This is a genomic window from Amycolatopsis mongoliensis, assembly GCF_030285665.1.
Lineage (GTDB): Bacteria > Actinomycetota > Actinomycetes > Mycobacteriales > Pseudonocardiaceae > Amycolatopsis > Amycolatopsis mongoliensis.
Genome location: NZ_CP127295.1, coordinates 2571626 through 2593761, shown reverse-complemented (window position 1 = coordinate 2593761; position 22136 = coordinate 2571626). Strand labels below are relative to the sequence as shown.

The window sequence follows — 22136 nt, the reverse complement described above, 5'->3', positions numbered from 1 at the left end:
GTTCCGTGATCAGGAGGATCCATGCCGCAAGCACCCGGCCCGTACGAATCCCTGCCCGACGTGCCGTCCTTCACCCTCCGCAGCACCGACGTCGCCGACGGCGAAACCCTCGCCACCCCCCACCTCTCCGGCATCTTCGGCGCCGGCGGCGAGGACCGTTCGCCGCAGCTGGCGTGGGAAGGCTTCCCGGCGGAGACGAAGAGCTTCGCGGTCACGTGCTACGACCCGGACGCCCCGACCGGCAGCGGGTTCTGGCACTGGGCGGTGTTCAACATCCCGCCGTCGGTGACCGAGCTGGCGTCCGGCGCGGGCGACGGCTCCGGCCTCCCGGCCGGCGCGGTCACCTTGAAGGGCGACGGCGGGGTCAAGCAGTTCCTCGGCGCGGCGCCCCCGCCCGGGCACGGCCCGCACCGCTACTACTTCGCGGTGCACGCGCTCGACGTCGACAAGCTGGACGTGCCGGAGGACGCGACGCCGGCGTTCCTGGGCTTCAACATGTTCGGGCACACCCTGGCTCGTGCGGTGATCACACCGGTGTACGAGAACAAGGGCTGAGTTCGAAAACGGGCCCGGCGCTGTTGCGGATCGGCAACGGTGCCGGGCCCGTTTTCGTCGGTGGCCGATGACACACTGCGGTCATGCCACCACCGATAGCGACACCCCGGTCGAGAGCGCTGGGGTTCGGGTTGCGGAAGGCGCGGACGGCGCGCGGGTACGGCGTGCGCGAACTCGCGCGAGCCGCGGACGTGCACCCGGCCGATCTGTCCAACTGGGAACTGGGCAGCCGGGTGCCGAAGGTCGAGGAGGTCGCGGTCCTGCTGGGGCAACTGCGGGTGCCGGCGGAGGAACGGAAGCGGCTGCTCGAACTGGCCGGGCACGCGCGGGAGCCGAACTGGCTCGAGAAGGAGATGCCCAACGCGCCGGCAATCCTGACGACGCTGGCCGAGTACGAGCGCACGGCGGCCTCGATCTTCAGCTGGCAGCCGATGGTCGTGCACGGGCTGCTGCAGACCCCGGACTACGCGCGGGCGATCCTGGCGTACGGCGGTTCTCCCACGCACCTGGTCGAGCAGCGGATGCGGGTGCGCATGATCCGCCAGGCCGCTCTGCGCGAGCATCCCGCGCCGGAATGTTCCATCCTGCTCGGCGAAATTGCGCTCCGACAGCGGATCGGCGGGACCGAAACGCTGATCGGCCAGCTCCGGCACCTGCTCGATCTCCCACGCAGGCTCGCGGTGCGGGTGGTTCGCTTCGGCGGCGATTTCCATCCCGGGCTCAACGGTTCCTTCAGCGTCTTCGAGTATTCCGACCTGCCCGCCATCGTCTTCTTGGACCAGCATCGCGGCAGCGCCTACATCTACGATGACGATCAGGTGGCGGATTACAAGTCCGCCGCGAAAACCGTGGCATCCCTCGCCCTGGACGCAGCCGGATCGCGCGCGTTCATCGAGGGGGTGATCGCCGAACTGGAGGCCTGACGTGATCTGGCGGAAGTCGAGCTACAGCGGGCAAGAGGCGGAATGCGTGGAAGTGGCACTCGCTCCGGTGGTGCGGATCCGCGACACCAAGGACCGCCCGGGCGGCACGCTCGAAATCTCCACCCGATCGTGGGATGCGCTCGTACGCGGCTTGACCCGGTGATCCGCGTCGCCGGCCCGGACGACTGGGCCGGCGCACCCGAGCAGCGCTGGCGAGACCGCTTCGCAGGCACCCACAACGTCATCGCCGAATCCGACGGCCGAGCCGTGGGAATGGCGACCGGCTTCCCGCGCGGCGACACCGTCGAACTCGGCTCGATGTGGGTCGCACCGCACACTCGGCGGCGCGGGGTCGGCGAGGCGCTGGTCCGCGCGATCCTCGACCGGGCCGGGACGAAACCCGTGACACTGCAGGTCGCCGCCGACAACCGCGATGCCGCGAGCCTCTACCGGCGGCTCGGGTTCACCGGCGACGGCCGTCTGGTCAGCGCAGGGCTTCCTGGTTGACGCCTTCGCGCTCCAGGTAGCGGCCCTTGGTGTGCTCGCCGAAGCCGAACTGCCGGTACAGCCCGTGCGCGTCGGCGGTGTGCAGCATCCAGCGGAAGCCGGCGCCGGGCCCGTTGTCGATCATCTCCCGCACGAGTTCCTTGCCGAGCCCGGTACCGCGGGCGGAGTCGACGACGAAGACGTCGGCGAGGTAGGCCGACCCGACGCCGTCGGAGAAGGCGCGCGCGAAGCCGACCAGCTCGTCCCCGCGGTAGGCACCGACGACCCGCCACGAACCGCCGATCGCGGCTTCGACCTGCTCGCGGGTGCGCCACCGGCCCCAGTAGGCCTCGGTCGAGAGGAACTTCCACACCACATCGAGGTCGAGCCGCGTCCGGTCGTCGTCGAGCTCGTAGTCACCGAAGGTCCGCATGATCCGAAAATAAGCCGGGCGTCAACGCGGTTTCATGAGGTAGTCCACCACCGGGCGCAGCTCTTCCGCCGACGGCGGCTCGTCGTCGATCAGGCCCTGGATCAGCAGCCCGTCGATGCCCGCGAGGAACACCCGGAACGCCACTTCGTCGTCGTGGCGGACCATCGACGTCAGGACGTCCAGCCAGCGGCGCGCGGCCGGGCGCAGCTCCGGCTTCCGTGCCGCCAGCAGGTACAGCTCGTACTCGGCCATCGTGCGCCCGCGGCGTGGCCCCAGGGCCTCCGCGAGCAGGCCGGCGACCTCCTCGGCCCCGCGCGAGCCGCGAGAGCGGGCCCGGTCGATCATCCAGTAGACCTCGGTCGCCATGTCGCGGGCGCACGAGATGAGCGTCGCGATCAGCAGGTCGTCCAGGGACGAGAAGTGGTACGTCGTGGACGTCGTCGGCACCCCGGCCTCGGCCGCGACGATCCGGTGCGTGACGCCCGCGACGCCGTCTCGCTCGATCACCCGCAGCGTCGCCTCGATGATCTCCGCGCGCCGCTTGTCCCCGCGCGCCTTGCGGCCGTCGACCTGCAGTTTCACGTCGATGCACTCCCGAGTTCGATCAGCACCACGCCGCCGATGACCAGCGCCAGCCCCGCGATCATCGCCGCGTTGACCGGCTCCTTGAGGAACACGACGCCGACGATCGCCACCAGGGCAACGCCCGCCGCGGCCCAGATCGCATACGCGACGCCGATCGGCAACCCCCTCTTCAGCACGTACGACAGCGCGACGAACGCGACGGCGTACCCGGCCACCACGACGATCGACGGCCCGAGCTTGGAGAAGCCCTCGGAGAGCTTCAACGAGACCGTCGCGGAGACCTCGGCGGCGATCGCCAGCGCGAGGAGAAGGTACGCACCCATAGGGTGAAAACTACCTGAACGATCGTCCCGAAACAAAGAGCGACGTACACCACATCGGTGGGACTTAGGGCCACTCAACGGGTTACTCATCAGTAAGAAAGGTTAGTCTCCCCGCACCACCACAGTTTTATCCGGACGAAAGGCACCCGAACGATGGGCGCTCTGCAACTGACGCTCGGCGGGATCTCCGTCGTGCTCGGCCTCGTCGCCTGGGGCATGTTCGCCGCGACGATCGCCCGTTTCGTGCGGGTGATCCGCCTCGGGCAGCCCGACTCGACGCGCAACGGGCCGTTCGTGCCGCGCATGAAGACGCTGATCAAGGAGTTCGCCGCGCACACGCGGATGAACCGCAAGCGCAGCGTCGGCCCCGCGCACTGGCTCGTCATGTGGGGCTTCCTGCTCGGCTCGCTCGCCCTGTTCGAGGCCTACGGCGAGGTCTTCGTCCCGAGCTGGGGCTGGCCGGTCCTCGACGACTTCCCGCCGTTCCAGCTGCTCATGGAGCTGCTCGGGGTCGGGACGATCGTCGGCATCCTGGTGCTGATGGCGATCCGCCAGCGCAACCACCCGCGCCGCGCCGACCGCCAGAGCCGCTTCCAGGGCTCGAACTTCAAGTGGGCGTACTTCATCGAGGCCGTCGTCCTGATCGAGGGCATCGGCATCATCGGCGTCCGCGCCGCGAAGGCCGCGCTCGGCGCGCACGAGACGCCGACCTGGGCCGCCTTCGTCTCGAACCCGATCGGCGAGCTGCTGCCGGCCAGCCCGAACCTGGTCACGGTCTTCGCGTTCGTCAAGCTGATGAGCGCCACCGTGTGGCTGATCGTCGTCGCGCGCACGATGACCATGGGCATCGCCTGGCACCGCTTCAGCGCGTTCTTCAACATCTACTTCAAGCGCGAGCAGGACGGCGGCGTCGCCCTCGGCGCGCTCAAGCCGATGATGAGCGGCGGCCAGGTCCTCGACCTCGAGGAAGCCGACCCGGACGAGGACACCTTCGGCGTCGGCAAGATCGAGGACTTCAGCTGGAAGGGCTGGCTGGACTTCTCCACCTGCACCGAGTGCGGCCGCTGCCAGGAGCAGTGCCCCGCGTGGAACACCGGCAAGCCGCTGTCGCCGAAGCTGCTGATCACGCAGCTGCGTGACCACGCCTACGCGAAGGCGCCGTACCTGCTGGCCGGCGGCAAGCGCGACATGGCGGGCGACGAGGTCGGCCTGTCCGGCGACAACATGTACGCGGGCATCGACGTCCTTGCCATCGCGGAGTCCCAGAAAGCCCTGATCGGCGACGACGGCGGCGTCATCGACCCCGACGTCCTGTGGTCCTGCACCAGCTGCGGCGCCTGCGTCGAGCAGTGCCCGGTCGACATCGAGCACGTCGACCACATCGTCGACATGCGCCGCTACCAGGTGATGATCGAGTCGTCGTTCCCCAGCGAGCTGAACGGCATGTTCAAGAACCTGGAGAACAAGGGCAACCCGTGGGGCCAGAACGCCAAGGACCGGCTGGCCTGGACCGAGGACCTGGACTTCGAGGTCCCGGTGTTCGACGGCGACATGGGCGACGCCGAGTACCTGTTCTGGGTCGGCTGCGCCGGCGCGTTCGAGGACCGCGCGAAGAAGACGACGCGCGCGGTCGCCGAGCTGCTGCACATGGCCGACGTGAAGTACAAGGTGCTCGGCTCGGAGGAGTCCTGCACCGGTGACCCGGCCCGCCGCGCGGGCAACGAGTTCCTCTTCCAGATGCTGGCCCAGCAGAACGTCGAGATCCTGAACTCGGTGTTCGAGGGCCGGGAGCGCAAGACACGCAAGGTCGTCGTGACCTGCGCGCACTGCTTCAACACCCTCGCCAACGAGTACCCGGAGCTGGGCGGCCAGTTCGACGTCGTGCACCACACGCAGCTGCTGAACCGGCTGGTGCGGGAGAAGCAGCTGGTGCCGGTGGCGCCGGTCGCCGAGGACGTCACCTACCACGACCCGTGCTACCTCGGCCGCCACAACAAGGTGTACGAGGCACCGCGCGAGCTCGTCGGCGCGACCGGCGCGCAGCTGCGCGAGATGCCGCGGCACGGCGACAAATCGATGTGCTGCGGTGCCGGCGGCGCCCGCATGTGGATGGAAGAGAAGATCGGCAAGCGGATCAACGTCGAGCGCGTCGACGAGGCCCTCGGCACCGCGCCGTCGAAGATCGCGACCGGCTGCCCGTTCTGCAAGGTGATGCTGAACGACGGCCTCACCGCGCGGCAGGCCGACGGCACCGCGAGCGAGAAGGTCGAGATCGTCGACGTCGCGCAGATGCTGCTGGAGTCGGTCAAGCGCAAGCCGGAGCCGAAGCCGATCGCCCTCGGCGCGCCGTCACTGGCGGAGACGGCCTCCGAAGAAGCCTGACGCACTCACGGCCCGGCCACGACGGATGTCCTGGCCGGGCCGTCGGCCACCAGCCTGCCGTGGTTGTCGTCCTCCGGCTTCGCCCGCCCACGTTCCCGCTGGCCGCGGGCGCATTGCTGACTTATTGCCAGGTCGGCATGAATTCGACCATTCCCACGGGACAACGGCGATAATCGAGCAGTCCGTTCTCATTCTCGTAGCCGTCGGGCTACGGGTTGTCACCAGCCGCCGAACACGTCCACTAGCTGGGATTTCGTAACGGCAATCGATTACCCGAATAATGTTCACGATATTCACCGAAATGGCCCATCAGGCCAAGAAGAAACCTTGGCCAAAAGCCCCGTCATCCGGCGTATCCTGGCTTTTCCTCGCCGCCATCGCTGCCAGCGAGGCCATGTCGACGATCACGGAATCAGGGGGCAGCGCGGATGGGCGAGGACCTGCGGACCACGGCAACCGGGTTCGGGGAAGCCACCGGCCGGCACGCCCTCCGCGATATCCCGCCCGTCGGCGAGCTCCGCATGGAGCCGGCCGGCCAGCTCCCCATGCAGCGGACCCTCGTGCGCCCCTACGTCCTCACGCGCGGCCGGACGCAGTCGCGGCGGCACCTGGCGATCGAGGCGATGGTCTCGACCCGGACCGGCTCGCACTGGAACGGCGCCCGGCTGAGCGGCGAGTTCCGCTCGGTGCGCACCCTGTGCCACCACCCGCGCTCGGTCGCCGAGGTCGCCGCCAGGCTCAGCGTGCCGCTCGGCGTCGCCCGGGTGCTGCTCGACGACATGGCGGAACAGGGCCTGATCACGATCCACGACAACCGGGTGAACACCGACGGCCGTCCGGCGGTGGCGCTCATGGAACGCGTGCTGCACGGCCTGCGCCGCCTCTGACCATTACGCTCACCAGGGTGAGCGAGGAACCCGAAAACTCCGGCGGCGAAAGCACGCTGACCGTCCTGCTCGCCGGCGGGGTGAACCTGGCGATCGCCATCATGAAGCTGATCGCGGGCATCATCACCGGCTCGGGCGCGATGCTCTCCGAAGCGGCGCACTCGGTCGCGGACACCTTCACCGAAGTCCTGCTGCTGACGGCGTTGAAACGCTCCGACCGGCCGGCCGACCGCGTGCACCCCTTCGGCTACGGCAAGGAGCGCTACTTCTGGTCGCTGCTCGCGGCGGTGTCGATTTTCGCGTCGGGCTCGATGTTCGCGCTCTACGAGGGCGTTTCGACGCTGTTCGGGCACGGCGAGGCGCAGAGCACGTCGATCCTCAGCTACATCGTGCTGGCGGTGGCGTTCCTGCTCGAAGGCACTTCGTGGGTGCAGGCGGTGCGCCAGACCGTCCGGGAGTCCCGTGCCGAGAACCGGTCATTCTGGGCATACCTCCGCCTGATCGACGACCCGACGCCGAAGACCGTGCTCTTCGAAGACTCGGCCGCGCTGATCGGCCTGCTGGTCGCCTTCGGCGGCATCGGGCTGCACCAGCTCACCGGCTCGGAGGTCTGGGACGGCGCCGCGTCGATCGTCATCGGCGTGCTGCTCGCCTTCGTCGCCTACCTGCTCGGGCGGACCAACCGCGGCCTGCTCATCGGCCGCCAGGCCAACCCGGAAATCGTCCGCGGCGTCCGCGACCACCTCTCGGCCGCGCCGGAGATCGAGGCCGTCGTGGACCTGCAGACCATGCTGATGGGCACCGACCAGGTGCTGGTCTGCACCCGCGTCGACTTCGACGACTCCCTCGGCGCCGGGGAGGTCGAACGCGCCTGCGTCCGGATCGCGGCCGAGCTGACCGACTCGTTCAACGACGTCACCGAGGTGTTCATCGAGCCGGTGCCGCGGACGGATCCCGACCTGCGCGCGACCGTGCTGGCCCGCTACGGCGACATCGCGGAGCGGTGGAACAAGCCGGCTTAGCGGCGCTCAGTACCCGAAGTCCTGGACCCAGTAGTTGCCGGCCTTGGTGAAGCCGACGCCGATCTTGGTGAGCGAGCAGTTCAGGATGTTCGCGCGGTGGCCCTCGGAGTTCATCCACGCGGTCATGACCTGCGACGCGGACGTCTGCCCCTTCGCGATGTTCTCCGCGCCCGGCTTCGAATAGCCGGCGTTCTTGATGCGCTGGTCGAACGTCACGCCTTCGGGGTTGGTGTGGGCGAAGAAGTTCCGGGCCGACATGTCGTCGCTGTAGTCCTGCGCAGCCTCGGTCAGGTGCGGTTCCTCGGCCAGCGGCTTGCAGCCCGCCTGCGAGCGCTCGTCGTTGACGAGGGAGATCACCTGCTCGACGGTCGAGGACGCGACGCGGGCCACGGGCTTGGTGCTCGGCGGCGGAGCCGCTTCGGACGTCGTCGGCTGCGGCGCTTCGGACGTCTCGGTCGGAGCCGGTGCCGCGCTGGACGTCGTCGACGCGGGGGCGTCGGTCGTGGCCTGCTTCGGGGCCGGCGCCTTGCCGCCCTCCAGGTCGGTGCCGCTGCCGCCCCCGGAGCCGGCCGGGGCGTCGGGCAGCACCAGGGCCGCGGCGCCGAGCTCAGCGGTGTTTCCTTCGGCGGTCGCCATCCAGGTGCCTGTCGCGGCGGAGAAAACGCCGAGCAGCACACTGAGTGACACCATCACCACGCGAGCACGTTCACCAATGGGGGACACGGCGCGAGAACGTATCACGGAACGATTACAGCGAGAACCCTGCGAACGCACTGGTCACATTTCTTCGCCGGGCATTCGACGACCGACACGAATTCCGCGGCAATCGGACGCTTCGGCGTTACTCCGTTCAGCCGCTTCGGACGGTGAAGGTGGCCTCGCCGGACGCCGTCACGGGGCGGCCGGTCGGATCTTGGCCGGTGACGGTCGCCTTGCCGGTGAAGCCCTCCTTGCCCGCGATCGTCGTGCAGGTGTAGGTGATTTCGCCGTCGACAGTCAGGTCCGGCGTGGTGTGCGCGCACGACGTCGTGTGATCGTCCACGACGGACACGGCGGTGAGCGGCACGTCGCCGGTGTTCTTGACCAGAATCGAAAACGTGACGGTGTCGCCCGGGTGGACTTGGTACGGCGCCGCGTCTTTCATCAGGGCGATCTCGGGGTGGACGACGTCGACTTTCGCTTCGGCCTTCGACTGCACGGAGCGATGGGTCGGGTCCGTTCCCGTTACTTCGGCGGTGGCGGTGAAGTCGTCGTCCGGCGCTTTGCGGGTGCAGGTGTAGGTCTGGGTGGCCGCGACGTCGAGCTTGTCGAACTTTGCGGCGCAGTCGTCATCCACAATGGACACGCTGGTCAGCGGGACATCGCCGGTGTTGCGGACGTCGATGGTGAACGTGACCTCGTCGCCCACCCGGACGGTGCCGGGCTTCGCGTTCTTCGTGAGCTGCACTTCCGGGTGGATGACGTCGACTTTCGCGGGCGCGCCGGCCGTGATCGGCGGGCCGACCGGCGCGGTCGCCTTGGCTTCGACGGTGCTCACGACGTCGTCGTTCGGCGCCGTCATGGTGCAGTCGTACTTCTGCGCTTGCCCGGCTTCCAGCTTGTCGAACGTCCTCGCGCAGGTGGGGGCTTGGCCGTCGGTGAGGGTCACGGCGGTCAGCGGGACGTCGCCGGTGTTGGTGACGGTGACCGTGAACGGCACGGTGTCGCCTTGGCGGAAGGGGCCCTTCGTGTCGTGTGTGACGGAGAGTGCGGGGTGCAGGACGGTGTAGGCGGCCTCGTCGGTCGCGCTGACCTGGCGGTTCGTCGGATCGGTGCCGGTTGCGGTGGCGGAGCTCACGAAACTGTCGGTGCCGGCGTTTACCGTGCAGGAGTGGTGCTGGAGAGCGCCGGGAGGGAGGGTGCCGATGGACTGAGCGCACGCCGGAGTGCGACTGTCCGCAATGGACACGTCGGTCAGCGGGACATCGCCGGTGTTCGTGACGACGAGGGTGAACGTGACGGTGTCGCCTTGCCGGACCTGCGCGGGCGTGGCGTCGTTCGTGATGGTGACCGCCGGGTGGATGACATCGACCGGTTCCCCGGCGGTGGCGGTCACGGGACGGTTCGTGGCGTCGGTGGCGGTGACGGCCGCGGTGGCCGTGAAGTCGGCTTCGCCGGCAACTTGAGTGCAGCTGTAGTCCTGCGTGGCTCGCGGTTCGAGTGAACCCAGGGATTTGGCGCATGCCGGTGCGCCGGGATCGGCCACGGAGACGTCGCGCAGCACGCTGTCGCCGGTGTTGGTGACGGTGATCGCCGAGGTGATGGTGTCGCCCGGGCGAACGACCTTCGGCTCGACGGTCCTGGCGATCGTGACGGCCGGATGGACGACGTCGACGTGCGCGCTGCCCTCGGCGGTGACCAGCGGGCCGACCGGTGGGGTGCCGGTGACCCGGACGGCGGCGGTGACGTCGTCGGCCGGTGCGGTGAGGGTGCATCCGAAGTCCCTGGTGGCGCCGGGTTCGAGGGCGCCGTCGAGGACTTGGGCGCAGCCGGTGGCTCGCGCCTGCGGGCCGGTGGCGCCGGTGCTCGTGGCGAGCTTGCCGAGCGCCTGCGCGTCCGTGACCCGCAAGCCGGTCAGCGGCACGTCACCCGTGTTGCGCACCGTGATCCGCAGCGGCACCGCGTCGCCTTCGCGGAACGGCCCGCCCGTGACCTCCGCGGTGACCGCCACGCCCGGGTGCTGCACGGCGAACGCGGCCTCCGCGCTCGCCGTCACCGGCCGGGCCGTCGGGTCCACGCCCGTCACCGCAGGCTTGTTCGTGAAGCCGGTCGCGCCCGCGACCGACGTGCACGTGTACGCCGAAGTCGCTTGCGGCTGGAGCGTTCCGAGCGGCTTCGCGCACCCCGCGACCTGGTCGTCCGCGACCGTCACGCCGGTCAGCGGCACGTCGCCGGTGTTGGTGGCGGTGATCGTCCACGTCACCGTGTCGCCTTCGCGGACCGCCGCGGGCGAAGCCTGCGCGGCGAGTGCCACCCCTGGGTGGATCACGTCGACCACGGCGTCGTCGGTGACCTTCACCGTGCGGCCGAGCTGGTCCTTCCCCGACGCGGCCGCCGTGTTGGTGAAGCCGTCCGGCGGGGCCGGCGCCGTGCAGGTGTACGTCTGCCTGCCCTGCGGCGGCAGCGCACCGATCGCCTTGGCGCACGCCGGTGTGCGGTCGTCGGTGACGGCGACCTCGGTCAGCGGCACGTCACCGGCGTTGGCGACGCTGATCGTGAACGTGATCGGGTCGCCGGCGCGCACGACGCCGGGCGCCGCGTCCTTCGCGAGCGTCAGGGCCGGCGTGATCACCGTGACGGTCGCCGACGCGGTGGCGGCCACCGGCTGTCCCGAGAGGTCGGTGCCGGTGGCGGTGACGTGCGACGTCGTCGTCGTGGACGGGTTCGCCGTGCACGTGTACGTCTGCGTCGCGCCCGCGGCCAGGCCGTCGAACGTGCGGGAGCACGACGTCGTCGTGTCGTCGGTGACCTTCACCGGTGCGAGCGGGCTGTCGCCGGTGTTCTTGACCGCGACGGAGAACATCACGGCGTCGCCCGCGTGGATCACCGGCGGGTCCGCGGTCTTGGTGATCTCGACGGCGGGCGCGATCGTCGGCGCGGGAGCGTCCGCAGTGGCCGTGACCTGCTTGCCGAGCTCGTCGGTGCCGGCCGCGCTCGCGGTGTTGACGCCGTCGGCGATCGGGGCCTTGGCCGTGCACGTCGTCGTGCGGCTTTCACCGGGGGCAAGAGCCCCGGCGAGGGCGCACGAAGGCGCCTTCGCGTCGGTGACCTGCAGGCCGGAAAGCCCGGTGTCGCCGGTGTTCGTGACCTTGATCGTGAAGGTCGCGGTGTCGCCGACCCGGTAGGCGGGCTTGTCCGCCGTCTTCGTCATGGCCAAAGACGGGTGCACGACGTCGACGGCGGCAGTCGCAGTGCCCTCGAGCGCGTCACCGAGCGCGCTCGCGCCGGTCGCCTTCACCGTGTTCGTGAAGCCGTCGGCGGGGGCGGGGCCGGTGCAGTCGTAGGTGACCGTCTGCCCCGGGGCGAGGGTGCCGAGTGGCTTGGCGCAGGCCGGAAAGCCCTCGTCGGCGACCTGGACCCCGGACGCCGCGACGCCGCCCGGGTTGGTCACGGCGACGGCGAACGTCACGGGCTCACCGGCGTGCGCCTTGGGCCGCGTCGCGCGCAGGGCGACCTGGAGTTCGGGCACCGGCACGGAAAACGCCATGTTCTGCGCGAGATAAGTGTCCCCGCTGGTGACGAAGCCGAGCCGCGCGCTGGTCGCGCCCGCGGGGATGGTGTCGACGTTGAACGCCTTCGCGTCCACGCTGAAGTTGTTCTTCACCCCCGGCGCGGCCGCGTTGTCGGCGTTGGAGACGAAGAAGTTCGACGTCCCGCCGGTCGCGGGCTCGGCGGCCGGGGTGCCGTCGACCAGGAACTGGTCGCCGGAGCCGCCCCAATCGCCGTCGTAGGCGGTGACGCCGATGTGTGCGTCGGCGGCCGCCGCGCGAAAGCCGGTGATCGTCGTTTCCGCGGGGACGTCGGAGGCCTGGCGAACGTGCCCGTCGTAGACGACGACCTTGCGCTTGTTCGGCGCGAAGTCGGGATTGCGTGACGGATACGCGTAGACCAGGGCAATCGACCAGCCGCCGACGCAGTCGAACCCCCGCGGAGCCCAGACGTTGCCGACGGTCACGTCGAGCGCGGAGCCGGTCGGCGCGCCCGCGAACTGGCCGGTCACGTCGGCGTGCGCGGAGTAGTACGGGCCGTCTTCGGCGAAGGACGACGGTTTCACGTCGACGGACTTCGCGCTGCCCACCGAAAGCCGGACGACCTGCGTGGCGGGGTTCCCGGGCGGAGGCACGGCGGGAACGCCCTCGCGAAGACCGCACGTCGTCCCCGTGGTGTTGCCCGCCCAGTTCAGGCGGGCGAAGACGATCCGGGCGCCGGGCGGAATGCTCACGGACGCGCTCGCGGAGTCGAACGTGCCGGGGTCGGCGTCGACGTCGGCCCACTGCATGAAGAAGTCGTCGTTGACCAGGGTGTCCTTGCGGTCCGCGGTGTTCGCGCACGCCGCGGGTGTGTCGACCGGGCCGGCGGTCGGCGCGTGGTCGGCAGCGACCGGGCAGCGCAGGACGCCGTTGCCCGCGTACAGGAAGTCGCCGTAGACGACGTCGTCGTAGCCCACCGCGAACGGCGGGGCGTCGGCCGCACCGGCCGCCGGCACGAGCGCCGAGGCCAAGAAGACCAGTGCCAGAACGAGAACCAGGCGAAGCGGTCTTTCGGGCAACGGCACTCCTCGCCACCTCCGGGGTCGAGACGACCTAGGGAGCCTGGCACGGGAGAAGGCTTCGCGCGCCGAATCTCACCCGTCCGTGAATCCGGTCAGCTTCGCCGTCGATTCGTGGGTGAGTGCGGTGGCCCCCTCGACGAACCCGATCACCGTGCGGAGCTCGTCGTCGGTGTAGCGGTCGCACAGCTCGTACATGCGCTTGACGAGGTTGTCCCACAGGTGCACGCCACTCGCGATCGCCTGTTCGTCCAGCGCGATGAGGACGCGGCGGCGGTCGTCCGGGTGCGGCCGGCGGCCGACGATGCCCTTGCGCTCCAGCCGGTCGATCATCGCGGTCACCGACGCGGGCGCCAGGCCGGAGAGCCGCGCCAGGTCCTTCGGCGTCTGCGGCCCGAACCGCGCCAGGTAGTCCAGGACCTTGCTGTCGACCGCCGACAGCCCCCGCGTCTCGGAGATCGCGGTGTGGAACATGACCGTCTCCGTCGACAGCTCCCGGGACCTGAGCAGGACTTCTTCGACCAGGTGCGCTCGCTCGCTTGACACGGGCCCCAGCCTAGCCCACTCTTTAGTTCGACAGAACGAATTAGTTTCTAAGAGATTCGAGAGGGCGAACGAGATGACACGAGCACTGATCATCGGGGGCGGCATCGCGGGCACGATCACGGCCATCGCCCTGCACGAAGCCGGGCACGAACCGGTGCTGTTCGAGGCGTACGACCGGGGCGCCGAGGGCGTCGGCGCGTTCCTCACGCTGGCGATCAACGGCCTGGACGCCCTGCTCCCGCTCGGCCTGAAAGACGTGGTCAAGGGCACCGGCTTCGACTCGCCGCGGATGTCGATCGGGCTCGGCAACGGCACCCGGCTGACCGAGTTCACACTGGGCGGCACGCTTCCCGACGGCACCGTGACCCAGACCGTGCTGCGCTCCGACCTCTACGTCGCCCTGCGCGACGAGGCCGCCCGGCGCGGGATCCACGCCGAGTACGGCAACCGCCTGATCGGCGCGAGCCAGACGGCTTCCCAGGTCAGAGCGGACTTCTCGGACGGCTCGCACGCCGAGGGCGACCTGCTGGTCGGCGCCGACGGTCTCCGTTCGCGCGTCCGCACGATCATCGACCCGGACGCGCCGGCGCCGCGGTACGTGCCGCTGCTCAACACCGGCGGGTTCGCCGAAGGCCTGACCCTGCAAGACGAGCCGGGCGTGCTGAACATGGTCTTCGGCAAGCGCGTGTTCTTCTGCCACGTGGTCAGCCCGAAGGACGGGCGCGTCTGGTGGTTCGCGAACCCGGCCCGCAAGACCGAGCCCACCGCGTCCGAGCTGGCCACGCTCGCCGGGGAGAAGCTGCGGGCGGAGCTGCTGCACCTGGTGTCGCGCGACCGGACGCCCGCGGCGGAGATCATCCGCGCGACCCGCGAGATCTACCCGGCGTGGCCGACGTTCGACTTTCCGACGGTCCCGGTCTGGCACCGCGGCCGCATGGTGATCATCGGCGACGCGGCGCACGCGACGTCACCGGCGGCGGGCCAGGGCGCGTCGATGGCCATCGAAGACGCCGTCACGCTGGGCAAATGCCTGCGCGACGTGCCGGACGTCCAGCAGGCACTCGCCACCTACGAAGGCCTGCGGCGCGAGCGCGTCGAGGCCGTGGTCGCGGCCGGGAAGCGCAACGGCGACCAGAAGGTCATCGGGCCGGTCGGGCGCGTCGTCCGCGACTTCTTCATCAAGCGGGTGTTCTCGAAGCCGTTCGACGAGGACCCGAACGCCTTCATGTGGCAGCACCACATCGACTGGACCGAGAAGATCGCGGCCTAGCGCCAGGTGTCGACGCGGTGGAAGTTCTTGTACGCCCGGCTCGGGGTCGGGCCGCGTTGTCCCTGGTAGCGGGACCCGGCCTCACTCGAGCCGTACGGGAACTCGGCCGCGCTGGAGAGCCGGAAGATACACAGCTGACCGATCTTCATGCCCGGCCAGAGCGTGATCGGCAGGTTCGCGACGTTCGACAGCTCGAGCGTGATGTGCCCGGAGAAGCCCGGGTCGATGAAGCCGGCGGTCGAGTGCGTGAGCAGCCCGAGCCGGCCGAGCGACGACTTGCCTTCGAGACGGCCGGCGAGGTCGTCGGCGAGGGTGACGAGCTCGAACGTCGAGCCGAGCACGAACTCACCCGGGTGCAGCACGAAGGGTTCTTCGCCCTCCTTCTCGACCAGCGAGGTCAGCTCGTCCTGCTGCAGCTGCGGGTCGATGTGGGTGTACTTGCTGTTGTCGAAGACCCGGAAGAACCGGTCGAGCCGGACGTCGATGCTGGACGGCTGGACCATGGCGGGATCGAAGGGGTCGATGCCGAGCCGGCCGGCGTCGAGCTCTTTGCGGAGGTCACGGTCACTGAGCAGCACGCCGCGAAGCCTATCCGGTGGGTTCAGGCGGCCCGCATGTGCTGCGCGTAGCTGGTGTCGGGCGCAAAGATCTTCTCGAGCCGCTTCACGTACCCGCGGCGCCCGGCCTCACCGATCCGTTCCTGCAGCGCGGTGGCACCGGGGATGAACCGCCGCACCGTCTCGGCGGCGAAGTTGACCCCCGCGACGGCGACGATCGCGGCCTGCGCGACGGGGTCGTTCGGCAGCCCCAGGAAGTCGGCGTTGGTCTTCCCGAGCACGAGCCGGCTGATCGACGAGTGCACGGCGACGGAGACGTGGGACAGCACCTTCCCGACGGCGCCGCGCCCCTCACCGACGGCGCCGTTGGCCTCGATGAGCGCCTTGGCGAGGCGCTTCGAGTCGTCGTCCGGGATGAACTCGGTGGCGGCGAGCAGCCAGAGCAGCCGCCAGGCGTCCTCTTCGGAGGTGGGCAGCAGCTCGTCGTCGACGCCCATGAGCCAGCCGATGTAGCGCCAGAGGTGCAGGATGTCGCCGCGCTCGCGGGCGGAGTAGCGGAGGCCGAGCAGCTGCGTGCCGAAGACGTAGACGAGGGAGAAGAGCAGGAGCGTGCCGGCGGTCTGGACCTGGTTGACGGGCCGGTCCCAGGCGTCGTAGTCCCAGTCGTCCCGCCGGTTCATGGCGGCGCGCACGTGGGCGTGCACGAGCCGGATCCGAAGGGCGGAGGCGTAGCCCTGCTCGCCGTGCTTCAGGGCACCGGGCGTGGTGACGTCGATCCACCAGGTGGCGGTCTCGACGAGCCGCCGCGTGGCCTTGTACTCGATCTCTCCGGTCCCGACCAGGGACTTCGTGGCGCGGGACGCGAGATAGCCGCCCATCAGCGACATGTCGCCGAGCGGGAAGAGGCCGAGCAGACCGGCCCGGGTGATGGCCTTGGCCCCACGCTCGAGCCGTTCGTCGTCGACCCAGTAGGGCTTCGCGTTGACCTCGTCGAAGAAGGCCTTGAGCGGCCCGGGGGTCTCGACGCCGTTCTTCAAGGCGTCCTCGAAGAGCCTTCGCCCCTGCCCTTTCGGCTGCTGCGCCATCCAGGCGACGACGTCGTCGGCGCGCTGGTCCTCGACCTGGGCGAACTCCCGAAGCCGCGCGACCTGCCGCTCGTCTCCCCGGATGTCCCCTTCGATGAACAGCCGTTGGGCCAGCCGGAACCCGCCTTGCCGGAACAGCTCGGGCTCATCCATGGCACTCACCTCCGAGGTCGACAACAAGTGTTGTCACTTGAAGCGCGAACGTCAAGGAAGGAGGGGTCTGGACAGAGGGATCACGCCGCCGTGTATGCTGGCGACGCACTGCGGATGTAGTTCAATGGTAGAACATCAGCTTCCCAAGCTGAATACGCGGGTTCGATTCCCGTCATCCGCTCTCGGTGAAACCCCGGACATTTTCTCCGGGGTTTTCTTTTTGTATTCGGGCACGCAAGTGAGCCGCATGAGCGGCGGGCAAACCGGTTTCCACCGCACGCTCCAGAGCCCCGGCTGCCGAAGGCGATCCCAAGCGGTGCAACAACTCCGCCCGCGACGCGTGCCACCACGGGTACTCTTCCAAGCCCCGCAACGCATCCACCAGCGCCAGCCCCGCAGCGGGGCTGTCCCTTTCCGCCACCGCCGCCGCGCGGTTCAGGCGGATCACCGCCGTGTCCTGGATCGACAGCAGCACGTCGTACCAGGAGATCACCGCGTCCCAGTTCGTCTCCGAATACGACGGCGCCAGGTCGTGGCAGGCCGCGATCGCCGCTTGGACCACGTACGCGTTCGGCACCGACGGCGTGCGACGCAGGCCGGCCCCCACCAGGGCGACACCCTCCTTGATCAGCTCGAAATCCCACGCCGACCGGTCCTGCTCAGCAAGCAACACCGGCAACCCGGACGCGTCGAACCGGGAAGAACGGCGGGCGTCCTGAAGCAGGACCAACGCCAGCAACCCCAGCGCCGTCGGTTCGTCCGGCATCAGCTCCGCCAGCAGCCGGGCCAGGCGGACCGCTTCGGCGAGGAGCTGACCGCGGCCCGTGTACCCCTCGTTGAAGATCAGGTACACCGTCGACGCCACACCCGACAGCCGTGCGGGGAGCTCTTCCGCGGACGGCACGCGGTACGGGATGTGCGCCTGGGCGATCTTCTGCTTCGCCCGCGTCAGGCGCTTCGCCATCGTCGCCTCGGGGACCAGCAGGGCGCGCGCGACCTCCAACGTCGACAAACCGCCCAACGTCCGGAGCGCCAAAGCGACTTGCGCGTCCAGCGACAACGCCGGGTGGCAGCACGTGAAGACCAACCTCAGCAGGTCGTCGCGGACCGAAACCGGGTCCGGGAACGGGTCGACGGCCGGCATCGCGTCCGCCTCCTTCCCGAGCCGCTTCGCTTCGCGGCGGACCACGTCCACCGCGCGACGGCGGGCCGCCACCAGGAGCCAGCCGCGCGGGTTGCCCGGGACGCCGTCGCGCGGCCACGTCTCCAGTGCGCGCACGACGGCGTCCTGGACCGCGTCCTCGGCCAGGTCGACGCTGCCGGTGACGCGGACCAGCGTGGCCAGTACCCGGGTGCCCTCGTCCCGGACCAGCCGCGCGACCGCGTCCCCGGCGTGGGTCACTGCCCGAAGTCGACGACCGGCCGGACCTCGATCGCGCCGTCCCAGGCGCCCGGGATGCGCGCCGCGACCTTGACGGCTTCGTCGAGGTCGGCGCATTCGAGCAGGTAGAAGCCGGTGAGCGCTTCCTTCGTCTCCGCGTACGGGCCGTCGCTGGTGACGATGTCGCCGCCCTTGCCGCCGGTGACGCGGACCGTCGTCGCGGTCGCCGTCGGGTACAGCGCCGCGCCGCCGCGGATCACGGCCTGGGCGCCGTCGTGGAACTCGTGGTAGTCCTTCATCATGTCCGCGGCCTCGGGCTTGGTCGGGTCGACGTCGGAGGCGAAGATGATCGCGGCGTACTGGGGCATGACTGCTCCTCACAGGTCCTGACCGGCGCTGACCGCCGGCTTTCACTGTAAGGACGAACGGCGTGGACGTCGCATGGACAACCGCGCCGGACTTTCTCTAGCCCTCGACGAGCTCCCACTCGCCGTTCGGCGTGGCGCGGTCGTACACCTGGCCCGGTGCCGCCTTCAGCACGGTGCGAACGTCCGGGTACAGGTTCGCGACGTGCTCCAGCTCCAGGCCCTCGACCTCGAAGTCCTCGGCCTCGGGAACCTCGAAACCGACGAACAGCCAGGTGCCGTCCTGCTCGCGGACGACCTGCCGGACCGCACGCACCGGGGCGCCCGGACCGGTCGGGATCTCCGTCAGACCGCTGCTGATCTGCGCTTCGTCGTCCGGCGAGCCTTCGAATTTCCACGCGGCACGGCGCTGGCCGAGCAGCCGGATGTCTTCGTCCTCGTCGTCGGAACCGGTCACCGAAGAGAGCAGCCACGTGCGGCGCTCCGGGTCCCAGTCGGCGGCCATGCCCGTCGGCAGGCCGGCCAGCGCGGCCAGCTGCGGGACCAGCTCGAGGGCTTCGCGCACCGACATCTTGCCGAAGCTCTCGCGGTTGACGAGCACGTCGTCGGACAGCTCGGTGCCGTCGCTGATGAACCAGTCGTCCTCGTCGTCCAGGACGACGAAGCCCAGCGCGTCCGGATCGTTGACCAGGGCCAGGGCGATGATCACCGGCGCTTCCGGGTCCTGGCGCAGCGGCCATTCGGTCGACATGCGCCATATCCCACCATCGGCGCGGCGCGCGCCGGGAGCCGGGGTCACCCGATCGATTAATTCATCGCTTGTTGATATACTCGGGCGCATGGTGCTGCCCAAGGGACTCGCCCGCTTCAACCGCGTGGTGACCAACCGGATCAACAAGTACGTCGTGAACTGGGCTCCGGGCTTCGGCATGCTGATCCACAAAGGACGCAAGTCCGGCAAGGAGTACCGGACGCCACTGAACGTCTTCCGCACGAACGACGGCTTCGTCGTCGCGCTCACCTACGGGCCCGACACCGACTGGGTGAAGAACGTGCTGGCCGCGGGGAGTTGCACCGTGGTCACCCGGCGGCGTAATTACCGCGTGCACTCGCCCGAGCTCGTGCATGATGAGTCGCGGCAGGCCATGCCGATCCCCGTCCGGCAGTTCCTCGGCCTGCTGAACGTCGACGACTTCCTGCTGCTCAAGCGGGACTAGGGGGAGAAATGCTCGAGGGGGAGCTCGTCCGGTTGCGCGCGCTCGAACCGGAGGACGCCGAGAAGATCCACCCGTGGGTGCACGATCCCGAGGTCGGCCGGTGGATGACCAACAGCCACCCCCAGTCGCTGGCCCAGATCCGCAAGCGCGCCGAGGAACGCCCGGTCAACAGCTACGAGCTGGTCGTCCTGGGGATCGAGGCCAAGGCCGAGGACAAGCTCATCGGCGTCATCGACCTGCGTGACGCAGAGCCCGAGATCGGCAATGCCGAGCTGGACATCTACATCGGCGACGCCGGGTACCGGGGCGGCGGCGGGTACGGCACCGAAGCGCTGCGGCTGATGTGCCGCTACGGCTTCAACTCCATGCGGCTGCACATGATCACGCTCTGGGTGGTCGCCGAGAACGAGCGCGCCCGGCACGTCTACCGCAAGGTCGGGTTCTCCGAGGACGGCCGCCACCGCGAGGCGTTCGTCGGCGCGGACGGCGACCGCTACGACATGATCCTGATGAGCATGCTCAAGGGCGAACTCAGGTGAGGAGCCGCCGTGGCGCCTTCCGCCGCCACGCCTCTTCGAGCAGCTCACGCAGCTGATCGACGTCGACCTTCTCGAGGTCGACGATGATCGAGCCGTGTCCGTCGTAGTGCGCGGTCGTGAAGAAGGCCGCGTCGCCGGAATCCAGCAACGCGGCCTTCTCGTCGAGCCCGCACATCACGACCAGGCCGCCTTCGGCCTCGGTGCGCAGCCGCGCGAAACCCTTGCCCGCCACCTTCAGCGCGGGCGTGCGGTACCAGGTCGACGCCTCGACCTCGGGAAGTTCCGAGGCCAGGCGCACGACTTCTGCCCAGGTCGTCATGGATCCATTGTCGACCCGGTGTCTTGGAAAAACCGGACTACGGCAGCTGCGTGATCCGGTCCGCCGCGGGCGGGGCCAGGTTCGGGTGGGCGCCCAGGTACGCGACCAGCGCGTCGAGGTCCACCGGGCCGCCGGCCAGGTTCGTGCCCTTGGTGAACTCGGTGAAGCCGTCCCCGCCGGCGGCGAGGAAGTTGTTCACCGACACGCGGAACGTCGCCGCCGGGTCGACCGGCGTGCCGTTCACCGTGATGTTCGAGACCCGCGAGCCCTGCGGCGCGGACGCCGAGTAGCTGTAGTGCAGCGAGCTCGAGATCTGCAGGATCCGCGTGGTCGTGCCCTGCCACTGCTGCTCCAGCACGTTCTTCAGGTTCGCGCCGGTCAGCGTGATCGTCTGCATGATGTTCGAGAACGGCTGGACGGTGAACGCCTCGCCGTAGGTCACCACGCCGTCGCCCTCGCCGTTCGGGGACGACTTGTAGGTCAGGTCGGCGCGGATGCCGCCCGGGTTGGTGATCGCGACGACCGCGTTGTTCGACTGCGTGCCCGCGAGCTGCGCGTCGGCGATGACGTCGCCGAGCGGCGACTCGCCGGCCGCGTTGCCCGCCGCCGGCAGGTCCGCGGTGATGGTGCCGACCTGCTTGTTCGCGATCGGGCCGGACTTCGCCTTGGCGTCCGCGACCAGCGCCGCGACGGCCGGGTCCGGCGTGACGGTCCGCGTGACGATCTCGTTGAACGCCTTCGTCTGCGACCGGACGACGTCCCGCGTCCTGAAGCTGATCTTGAGGTCCATCACCGAAAGCAGACGGCCGAAGGACGAACCCTGGATGACCGGCCGCGGCTGGCCCGCCGGGTCGTTGATCACGCAGTTGTACTGCTGGTGGCTGTGCCCGGTGAAGAACGCGTCGACGTTCGGGGTCACCGCGGCCGCGATCGCGGCGGCGGGGCCGGGCCGCAGCTTGCAGTCGTTCGGGCCCTCGACCTCGGTGCCGTCACCCTGGTGCATCAGCACGACCTGGGCCTTGACGCCGAAGTGGTCGAGCAGGTTCGAAGTCCGGTTGATCGCTTCGACCTCGTCGCCGAACTTCAGGCCCTTGATCGCCTCCGGCGTGACGACGGAAGGCAGGTCCTTCAGCGTGGCGCCGATGACGCCGACCGGCACGCCGCCCTCGAACTTGACGGTGAACGGCAACAACGCGGGCAGCCCGTTGGTGAAGTACACATTGGACCCGAGGAACGGGAACTTCGCACCGTCGAAGGTCTTTTCGAACTGGCAGCCGTCCGTCGGGTGGCAGCCGCCGAACTGCATGCGCTGCAGCTCCTTGAAGCCCTCGTCGAACTCGTGGTTCCCGACGACGGAGGCGTTGACGCCCAGCATGTTCAGGAAGTCGATGGTCGGCTCGTCGTGGAACAGCGCCGAGGTCAGCGGCGACGCGCCGATGTTGTCGCCGGCGGACACGACGAACGAGTTGCGTACCTGCGACCGCAGCTGCTTCACGTGCGTGGCCAGGTAAGCCGCGCCACCGGCGTCCACAGTGGTCCCGTCCGACTGCACGACGCGCCCGCTGGAGCCGGACGGCGGCTCGAGGTTGCCGTGCAGGTCGTTGAACCCGATGATCCGGACGTCGGTGGTGGGGTCCGGGCGCTGGCCCGCGGACGCGGGTGCGGTGGTCACCGCCGTCGTCGCCAGCGCGGCCGCGGCGAGCACCACGAGCCGGGTTGAAAGCCTCATGCGTGTTTCCTCCGATTCGCGCCCAGGTCCCCTTACGGGCGCACGGCGGAGGATTCTGCCTCGCGGAGCAG

23 protein-coding genes and 1 tRNA gene are annotated in these 22136 nt (G+C 69.4%); 11 read left to right on the top strand and 13 right to left on the bottom strand.

What is annotated here, in order from left to right; translation table 11 throughout:
• The first annotated feature begins 21 nt into the window (after nucleotides 1-21).
• From QRX60_RS12560 to QRX60_RS12545, 4 genes are all read left to right on the top strand, one after another.
• A complete protein-coding gene (locus QRX60_RS12560; RefSeq protein WP_286000952.1) occupies nucleotides 22-555 on the top strand; it encodes a YbhB/YbcL family Raf kinase inhibitor-like protein in 534 nt (177 codons plus the stop codon).
• A gap of 83 nt (nucleotides 556-638) precedes the next feature.
• Entirely contained in the window at nucleotides 639-1478 is an 840-nt protein-coding gene (locus QRX60_RS12555) for a helix-turn-helix domain-containing protein (RefSeq protein ID WP_286000951.1), read from the top strand.
• A gap of 1 nt (nucleotide 1479) precedes the next feature.
• Nucleotides 1480-1641, top strand: coding sequence for a DUF397 domain-containing protein (locus QRX60_RS12550; protein ID WP_286000950.1), 162 nt, complete (start codon nucleotides 1480-1482; stop codon nucleotides 1639-1641).
• On the top strand, nucleotides 1638-1985 hold the full coding sequence (locus QRX60_RS12545; RefSeq protein WP_286000949.1) for a GNAT family N-acetyltransferase: 348 nt from the start codon (nucleotides 1638-1640) through the stop codon (nucleotides 1983-1985). Before QRX60_RS12550 ends, QRX60_RS12545 begins: the two co-directional genes overlap by 4 nt.
• Here QRX60_RS12545 and QRX60_RS12540 read toward each other — a convergent pair.
• The 3 genes from QRX60_RS12540 to QRX60_RS12530 are packed head-to-tail and all read right to left on the bottom strand — an operon-like array spanning nucleotide 1963 to nucleotide 3305.
• Nucleotides 1963-2397: a GNAT family N-acetyltransferase gene (locus QRX60_RS12540; protein WP_286000948.1), complete on the bottom strand. Its 435-nt coding sequence runs from the start codon at nucleotides 2395-2397 to the stop codon at nucleotides 1963-1965. The genes QRX60_RS12545 and QRX60_RS12540 overlap by 23 nt on opposite strands.
• A gap of 21 nt (nucleotides 2398-2418) precedes the next feature.
• Nucleotides 2419-2979 carry a TetR/AcrR family transcriptional regulator gene (locus QRX60_RS12535; RefSeq protein ID WP_286000947.1) on the bottom strand — a complete coding sequence of 187 codons (561 nt, stop codon included), beginning with the start codon at nucleotides 2977-2979 and terminating at the stop codon, nucleotides 2419-2421.
• Nucleotides 2976-3305 (bottom strand): DMT family transporter, encoded by a 330-nt coding sequence (locus QRX60_RS12530; RefSeq protein WP_286000946.1) that lies wholly within the window; start codon nucleotides 3303-3305, stop codon nucleotides 2976-2978. The genes QRX60_RS12535 and QRX60_RS12530 overlap by 4 nt, the downstream gene beginning before the upstream one ends.
• 153 nt (nucleotides 3306-3458) lie before the next feature.
• On the opposite strand from QRX60_RS12530, the gene QRX60_RS12525 reads away from it, so the two are divergent.
• The 3 genes from QRX60_RS12525 (at nucleotide 3459) to QRX60_RS12515 (ending at nucleotide 7596) form a co-directional block, all read left to right on the top strand.
• On the top strand, nucleotides 3459-5687 hold the full coding sequence (locus tag QRX60_RS12525) for a (Fe-S)-binding protein (RefSeq protein WP_286000945.1): 2229 nt from the start codon (nucleotides 3459-3461) through the stop codon (nucleotides 5685-5687).
• Between the two features lie 428 nt (nucleotides 5688-6115).
• Nucleotides 6116-6574, top strand: coding sequence for a DUF742 domain-containing protein (locus QRX60_RS12520; protein ID WP_286000944.1), 459 nt, complete (start codon nucleotides 6116-6118; stop codon nucleotides 6572-6574).
• Nucleotides 6575-6591: 17 nt separating this feature from the next.
• Nucleotides 6592-7596, top strand: coding sequence for a cation diffusion facilitator family transporter (locus tag QRX60_RS12515; protein ID WP_286000943.1), 1005 nt, complete (start codon nucleotides 6592-6594; stop codon nucleotides 7594-7596).
• 6 nt (nucleotides 7597-7602) lie between these two features.
• On the opposite strand, the gene QRX60_RS12510 is transcribed toward QRX60_RS12515, so the two are convergent.
• From QRX60_RS12510 to QRX60_RS12500, 3 genes are all read right to left on the bottom strand, one after another.
• The gene (locus QRX60_RS12510; protein WP_408630228.1) at nucleotides 7603-8286 is read right to left on the bottom strand and encodes a CAP domain-containing protein; all 684 of its coding nucleotides are present in this window, start codon (nucleotides 8284-8286) and stop codon (nucleotides 7603-7605) included.
• Nucleotides 8287-8446: 160 nt separating this feature from the next.
• A complete protein-coding gene (locus QRX60_RS12505; RefSeq protein ID WP_286000941.1) occupies nucleotides 8447-12910 on the bottom strand; it encodes a DUF7507 domain-containing protein in 4464 nt (1487 codons plus the stop codon).
• 69 nt (nucleotides 12911-12979) lie between these two features.
• Nucleotides 12980-13450 carry a MarR family transcriptional regulator gene (locus tag QRX60_RS12500; RefSeq protein ID WP_286000940.1) on the bottom strand — a complete coding sequence of 157 codons (471 nt, stop codon included), beginning with the start codon at nucleotides 13448-13450 and terminating at the stop codon, nucleotides 12980-12982.
• 73 nt (nucleotides 13451-13523) lie between these two features.
• On the opposite strand from QRX60_RS12500, the gene QRX60_RS12495 reads away from it, so the two are divergent.
• Nucleotides 13524-14720, top strand: a complete 1197-nt coding sequence (locus QRX60_RS12495; protein ID WP_286000939.1) for an FAD-dependent oxidoreductase — start codon at nucleotides 13524-13526, stop codon at nucleotides 14718-14720.
• Here QRX60_RS12495 and dcd read toward each other — a convergent pair.
• A complete protein-coding gene (gene dcd / locus QRX60_RS12490; protein ID WP_286000938.1) occupies nucleotides 14717-15298 on the bottom strand; it encodes a dCTP deaminase in 582 nt (193 codons plus the stop codon). The genes QRX60_RS12495 and dcd overlap by 4 nt on opposite strands.
• A gap of 23 nt (nucleotides 15299-15321) precedes the next feature.
• On the bottom strand, nucleotides 15322-16515 hold the full coding sequence (locus tag QRX60_RS12485) for an oxygenase MpaB family protein (protein WP_286000937.1): 1194 nt from the start codon (nucleotides 16513-16515) through the stop codon (nucleotides 15322-15324).
• A 110-nt stretch (nucleotides 16516-16625) separates the two neighbouring features.
• Between QRX60_RS12485 and QRX60_RS12480 the strand changes: the two genes are divergently transcribed.
• A tRNA-Gly gene (locus QRX60_RS12480) sits at nucleotides 16626-16696 on the top strand.
• Here the strand turns inward: QRX60_RS12480 and QRX60_RS12475 are convergent.
• From QRX60_RS12475 to QRX60_RS12465, 3 genes are all read right to left on the bottom strand, one after another.
• On the bottom strand, nucleotides 16688-17917 hold the full coding sequence (locus QRX60_RS12475) for an RNA polymerase sigma factor (RefSeq protein WP_286000936.1): 1230 nt from the start codon (nucleotides 17915-17917) through the stop codon (nucleotides 16688-16690). The genes QRX60_RS12480 and QRX60_RS12475 overlap by 9 nt on opposite strands.
• Complete coding sequence (locus tag QRX60_RS12470) at nucleotides 17914-18264, bottom strand: YciI family protein (RefSeq protein ID WP_286000935.1); 351 nt, start codon at nucleotides 18262-18264, stop codon at nucleotides 17914-17916. The genes QRX60_RS12475 and QRX60_RS12470 overlap by 4 nt, the downstream gene beginning before the upstream one ends.
• Before the next feature lie 97 nt (nucleotides 18265-18361).
• Nucleotides 18362-19012: a hypothetical protein gene (locus tag QRX60_RS12465; RefSeq protein ID WP_286000934.1), complete on the bottom strand. Its 651-nt coding sequence runs from the start codon at nucleotides 19010-19012 to the stop codon at nucleotides 18362-18364.
• Between the two features lie 88 nt (nucleotides 19013-19100).
• On the opposite strand from QRX60_RS12465, the gene QRX60_RS12460 reads away from it, so the two are divergent.
• Both QRX60_RS12460 and QRX60_RS12455 read left to right on the top strand, forming a co-directional pair.
• A complete protein-coding gene (locus QRX60_RS12460; RefSeq protein WP_286000933.1) occupies nucleotides 19101-19478 on the top strand; it encodes a nitroreductase family deazaflavin-dependent oxidoreductase in 378 nt (125 codons plus the stop codon).
• An 8-nt stretch (nucleotides 19479-19486) separates the two neighbouring features.
• A complete protein-coding gene (locus tag QRX60_RS12455) occupies nucleotides 19487-20017 on the top strand; it encodes a GNAT family N-acetyltransferase (protein ID WP_286000932.1) in 531 nt (176 codons plus the stop codon).
• Here QRX60_RS12455 and QRX60_RS12450 read toward each other — a convergent pair.
• Nucleotides 20010-20336, bottom strand: coding sequence for an MmcQ/YjbR family DNA-binding protein (locus QRX60_RS12450; protein ID WP_286000931.1), 327 nt, complete (start codon nucleotides 20334-20336; stop codon nucleotides 20010-20012). The genes QRX60_RS12455 and QRX60_RS12450 overlap by 8 nt on opposite strands.
• 37 nt (nucleotides 20337-20373) lie before the next feature.
• On the bottom strand, nucleotides 20374-22065 hold the full coding sequence (locus tag QRX60_RS12445) for a bifunctional metallophosphatase/5'-nucleotidase (RefSeq protein WP_286000930.1): 1692 nt from the start codon (nucleotides 22063-22065) through the stop codon (nucleotides 20374-20376).
• Between the last annotated feature and the right edge of the window lie 71 nt (nucleotides 22066-22136).